The organism is Radiobacillus sp. PE A8.2 (assembly GCF_045635475.1).
GTDB lineage: Bacteria > Bacillota > Bacilli > Bacillales > Amphibacillaceae > JBJGXI01.
Genome location: NZ_JBJGXI010000109.1, coordinates 1 through 1,005, shown reverse-complemented (window position 1 = coordinate 1,005; position 1,005 = coordinate 1). Strand labels below are relative to the sequence as shown.

Here is a 1,005-nt window from a genome sequence, read left to right as displayed (position 1 = left end):
GAACTTCGGTACTTAATTTCCCTCCCCATCACAGCTTGTGATTGCCAGACGGATTTGCCTATCTGACTCACTCACTGCTTGGGCGTGCATATCCAACAGCACGCATTCCTTATCCTTCTGCGTCCCCCCGTCGTTCAAACGGTCTAGAGGTGGTACAGGAATATCCACCTGTTGTCCATCGCCTACGCCTTTCGGCCTCGGCTTAGGTCCCGACTAACCCTGAGTGGACGAGCCTTCCTCAGGAAACCTTAGGCATTCGGTGAAGAAGATTCTCACTTCTTTTTCGCTACTCATACCGGCATTCTCACTTCTAAGCGCTCCACCAGTCCTCTCGGTCTGACTTCGCTGCACTTAGAACGCTCTCCTACCATTGTTCTAAAAGAACAATCCGTAGCTTCGGTGATACGTTTAGCCCCGGTACATTTTCGGCGCAGAGTCACTCGACCAGTGAGCTATTACGCACTCTTTAAATGGTGGCTGCTTCTAAGCCAACATCCTGGTTGTCTGGGCAACTCCACATCCTTTTCCACTTAACGTATACTTTGGGACCTTAGCTGACGGTCTGGGCTGTTTCCCTTTCGACTATGAACCTTATCACCCATAGTCTGACTCCCAAGCGTAAGTATCTGGCATTCGGAGTTTGACTGAATTCGGTAACCCGATGAGGGCCCCTAGTCCAATCAGTGCTCTACCTCCAGTACTCTCTGCTTGAGGCTAGCCCTAAAGCTATTTCGGAGAGAACCAGCTATCTCCGTGTTCGATTGGCATTTCACCCCTACCCACACCTCATCCCCGCACTTTTCAACGTGCGTGGGTTCGGGCCTCCAGTCAGTGTTACCTGACCTTCACCCTGGACATGGGTAGATCACACGGTTTCGGGTCTACGACCTACTACTATATGCGCCCTATTCAGACTCGCTTTCGCTGCGGCTCCGCCCTATCCGGCTTAACCTTGCAGTAAATCGTAACTCGCCGGTCCATTCTACAAAAGGTACGCCATCACGC

The 1,005-nt window shown here is 51.6% G+C and carries 1 rRNA gene; it reads right to left on the bottom strand.

Features of this window, described 5'->3' with window-relative positions:
* Positions 1–1,005, bottom strand: a 23S ribosomal RNA gene (locus tag ACI6MV_RS24920); the annotation flags it as partial.